Raw genomic sequence first — 3,796 nt, forward strand, 5'->3', positions numbered from 1 at the left:
TTTATAAAACCCAAAAGGGATTGAATGAAGAAACAGTTCGTACGATCTCAAAAATCAAAAATGAGCCTGAATGGATGTTGCAGCTAAGACTGGATGCATATCATTCTTTTGAAAAGCAACAAAATCCAAATTGGGGTCCAGATTTAAGTGAAATCAACTTTGATGATTATACATACTACATCAAACCAAGTGATAAACAGGAAAAGTCATGGGATGAAGTTCCAGATACGATTCGTAATACGTTTGATAAGCTAGGAATTCCGGAAGCGGAACAAAAATTCTTAGCCGGTGTATCTACGCAATATGAGAGTGAAGTTGTATATCACAATATGTTAGAGGAAGTGGAAGAGAAGGGTGTTATCTTCTTGGATACGGATTCTGCATTAAAGGCATGTCCAGATTTATTAAAGGAATATTTTGGTAAACTTGTTCCTTATACAGACAATAAATATGCAGCTTTAAATACGGCTGTATGGTCTGGTGGATCCTTTATTTATGTACCAAAGGGTGTGAAGTTGGAAAAACCACTTCAATCCTATTTCCGTATCAACTCCATGCAGATGGGACAGTTTGAAAGAACGTTGATCATTGTAGATGAGGGTGCCGATGTACATTATGTAGAGGGATGTACGGCACCAACGTATTCAAAGGATTCTTTGCATGCGGCAGTTGTAGAAATTTATGTACATAAAAATGCGAAGTGTCGTTATTCAACGGTGCAAAACTGGTCAAGCAATATCTTGAACTTAGTGACTAAGCGTGCAAAAGTATTTGAAAATGGACACATGGAATGGATTGATGGAAACGTGGGTTCCCATGTAAATATGAAGTATCCAGCTTGTATTTTGGCTGAGCCATACGCAAAGGGAACAACGATTTCGATTGCGGTAGCCGGTGAAAACCAGATTCAGGATGCAGGAAGTAAAATGATTCATTTAGCTCCTCATACTTCTAGTACAATTATCTCTAAATCCATTGCGCGTAATGGTGGTGAAGTAAACTATCGTGGTTGGGTAACACATTCTAAAAATGCAGCATACGCCAAGAGTAAAGTTGAATGTGATACTCTGATTTTAGATAAGAAATCACGTAGTGATACAGTTCCGATGAATGTATCTTATAATGATACGTCTCAAATTGAACATGAGGCGACAGTTTCAAACATTAGTGAAGAACAATTGTTCTATTTAATGTCTCGTGGTTTAACTCGTTCTCAAGCTACGGAAATGATCGTTATGGGATTCTTAGAACCATTTACGCGTGAACTTCCAATGGAATATGCGGTTGAATTGAATCAAATGTTGAAACTGGATATGAGTGACAGCATTGGATAAGCGAAAGTTGTGTATTCAAAGGCGTAGTTCATTATCAAATTCAAAAAGATTTGAAAAGGAAAAGGCAATCACAAATTGTGTTTTGCCTTTTTTAAAAGGAAAAATTGGAACATATATTCCAATTCGAAATGAAGTGGATGTATATGCGAAGTTTCGTGATGAATTTGATTTATATATACCTAAGATGTTAGATGATACTACGATTGCCTTTTATTCGGATCGAGAAGAAAAAAGTAAGGGTCCATTTTCAACAATTGAACCCATTGGGATGCATGAGGTAAAAGATTTAGATGTGATTTTAGTACCGATTGTTGGATTCTTTGGTACGTATCGAATGGGGTATGGAAAAGGCTATTATGATCGATATTTAAGTAAAAGTTCTGCATTGAAGATTGGGGTAGCATTTGATGTGCAGGAAGTGGAATTTGATGTAAAACCAACCGATGTGAAGTTAGATATGATCATTACAGAATCGAGGATATTACGATGAAGATATTATTTTTTGGGGATAGTAATACGTGGGGCTATAATGCCAAGGATGCGTCTAGACAACCAAATCGTTTTACGCAGCTTGTTAAAAAGGCATTTAGTGAACATGAAATTATTGAGGAAGGCTTATGTGGTCGAACATTGTGCTTAAATGATCCGTATGATGCGGATCGTAATGGAGCTAAAATGATTTCGATGGTTTTAAAAACGCATGCTCCCATTGATGTTGTGTTTATTATGTTGGGAACGAATGATGCGAAGCGTCAATTTTCAACGAATTCTATTTCTTTAGAGAAGGGAATTCGTACTTTGATGTACAGAGCCTTAAATCCGGAAAACTATCGTGATGGATCTAAACTACCTAAATTTTTTGTGGTGTGTCCACCTAAAATGAATGTGGATGGCTTAAAGAATGAAAGAACAGCTAGTAATTTTGGTCAAGCTGGATTTGATATATTAGCGAATACAAAGCCATACTTAGAAAAAGGTTGTTCTGGTTTGAATGTAGAAGTGATTGATACGAGTGCTGTAGCTGGAAGTTTGGATGGAATCCATATGGATGAGAAGGGTCATAAACTTGTGGCGGATGCCTTGATATCTATGATTAAAGAATTATAAGAAGGGAGATCATCAATGAGTGCTTATACAAATGGTTTAGCGTTCTGGAAGCATTTTGAAGAAAAACAGGGTGCAATTATTAATTGTTTAAAGGCCGAACAATATGAAGAATTAAACGAATTGATTCAAGAATTGGATGAAGAGGTAATGGAAATTAGTGGTGCCCATTTCTTTGTCGAAAGCTTTTATGATTCTTTTGAGATGACCTTTGACACAGGTCCAAATAAGACAACGCAATATTTGTGTCAGATGCTTTGTGACATTGCACCTAAGAGTGTGAAACAAAACTGGATCATGAATGCGACTTTACCGCCTATGTCGCAAAAGGCGATTCAGGCCATGGTTCAAATCAAAAATGAGGAATATACTTTAGCAGATTTTCATGTATTCTATCAAATTGAAAATGATATGTTGGATTGTAAAGTATATTGTCCTGGATTTAATTTGATTGGTAATCCGGAAAATAAAAAAGAAATGAGTATGTATCTTATGGAGCTTGCGATTGGCCAGCTTGCGTATGAGGCATATATTTGTCGTGTTGATTTTATCGATACGCCAGACTCAGATATGAAGTTCTGTCAAATGATTGATTTTTATGAAGTGATTATGGCTCTTGTTGAGAAGAATCATTGGAAAGTATATGATAAACCAATTGATATTTATTCGGTATATCAGCCAATTCAGGATTTTGCGCACGATGCCTTAAGAAAAGATATGAAGTTTATTTTTACTACGCATCCTTTATTGGTGGAACAAACGATTGAGGAAAAGGAAGAAGTGCTTGCAGATCTATCGAGTAAAGATGGTGAGTTTGGCTATGTGTATTATTCGAATCCTTTCCATAATAAAGAAGATGCTTTGTATCGTCAGAAATTATCGAAACAATTGGATGAAACTATTTCTAAGGTGCATGCAGGTAAAGTGGTTGGGGGAGCTATTGGTAAGAGCTTTTCCTATATTGACTGGATTGTGTATGATAAAGATGTATTTATGAAGGTGTTTAACCAATTAAAAAAACAGCTCGATGCGAGTGTCGAACTGTATTATCAAAAATTTTAATGACTTTGAATATCAGCGCAGGCGTTAAGCAGGCGCTGTCTTTTCATTCCTGTGATTTCTTTTTCGGGATTTTCTAAGAAACGAGCTAATACGTCAGCGTCTTTTAAGGCTTCACAAAGTGGTGAGTCAAAAGATTCTTTTTTGGAATGTTGACGAATCGCATAAGTAATATCATCTATTTCTGTAGTTTTAAATAAGCCACTTTCTTTTAAGTACTTATAGGCGTGAAGACTTGATAATTTGGCATGTTGAGAATGTGGGGCATTATTTTCGTACTGCGATAATCATGTTTAGAA

Annotated in this window: 4 protein-coding genes; all 4 read left to right on the plus strand. The window is 36.1% G+C overall.

What is annotated here, in order from left to right; all coding sequences use genetic code 11:
* On the plus strand, nucleotides 1–1,334 hold a 1,334-nt coding region (sufB, locus tag ACZQCL_RS04815), incomplete at its 5' end, for a Fe-S cluster assembly protein SufB (RefSeq protein ID WP_482481978.1).
* Nucleotides 1,327–1,824, plus strand: coding sequence for a 5-formyltetrahydrofolate cyclo-ligase (locus ACZQCL_RS04820; protein ID WP_333671789.1), 498 nt, complete (start codon nucleotides 1,327–1,329; stop codon nucleotides 1,822–1,824). The genes sufB and ACZQCL_RS04820, both read left to right, overlap by 8 nt.
* Nucleotides 1,821–2,441 (plus strand): GDSL-type esterase/lipase family protein, encoded by a 621-nt coding sequence (locus tag ACZQCL_RS04825; protein ID WP_227993175.1) that lies wholly within the window; start codon nucleotides 1,821–1,823, stop codon nucleotides 2,439–2,441. The genes ACZQCL_RS04820 and ACZQCL_RS04825 overlap by 4 nt, the downstream gene beginning before the upstream one ends.
* Nucleotides 2,442–2,456: 15 nt before the next feature.
* Nucleotides 2,457–3,500 carry a hypothetical protein gene (locus tag ACZQCL_RS04830; RefSeq protein WP_227993177.1) on the plus strand — a complete coding sequence of 348 codons (1,044 nt, stop codon included), beginning with the start codon at nucleotides 2,457–2,459 and terminating at the stop codon, nucleotides 3,498–3,500.
* Nucleotides 3,501–3,796: the final 296 nt, after the last annotated feature.

It is taken from the genome of Holdemanella sp., assembly GCF_056804935.1.

Excerpts from the sequence above, each read along its gene's own strand:
- ACZQCL_RS04830 (WP_227993177.1), top strand. The coding sequence starts at position 2,457 with ATGAGTGCTTATACAAATGGTTTAGCGTTCTGGAAGCATTTTGAAGAA.
- ACZQCL_RS04825 (WP_227993175.1), top strand. The coding sequence starts at position 1,821 with ATGAAGATATTATTTTTTGGGGATAGTAATACGTGGGGCTATAATGCC.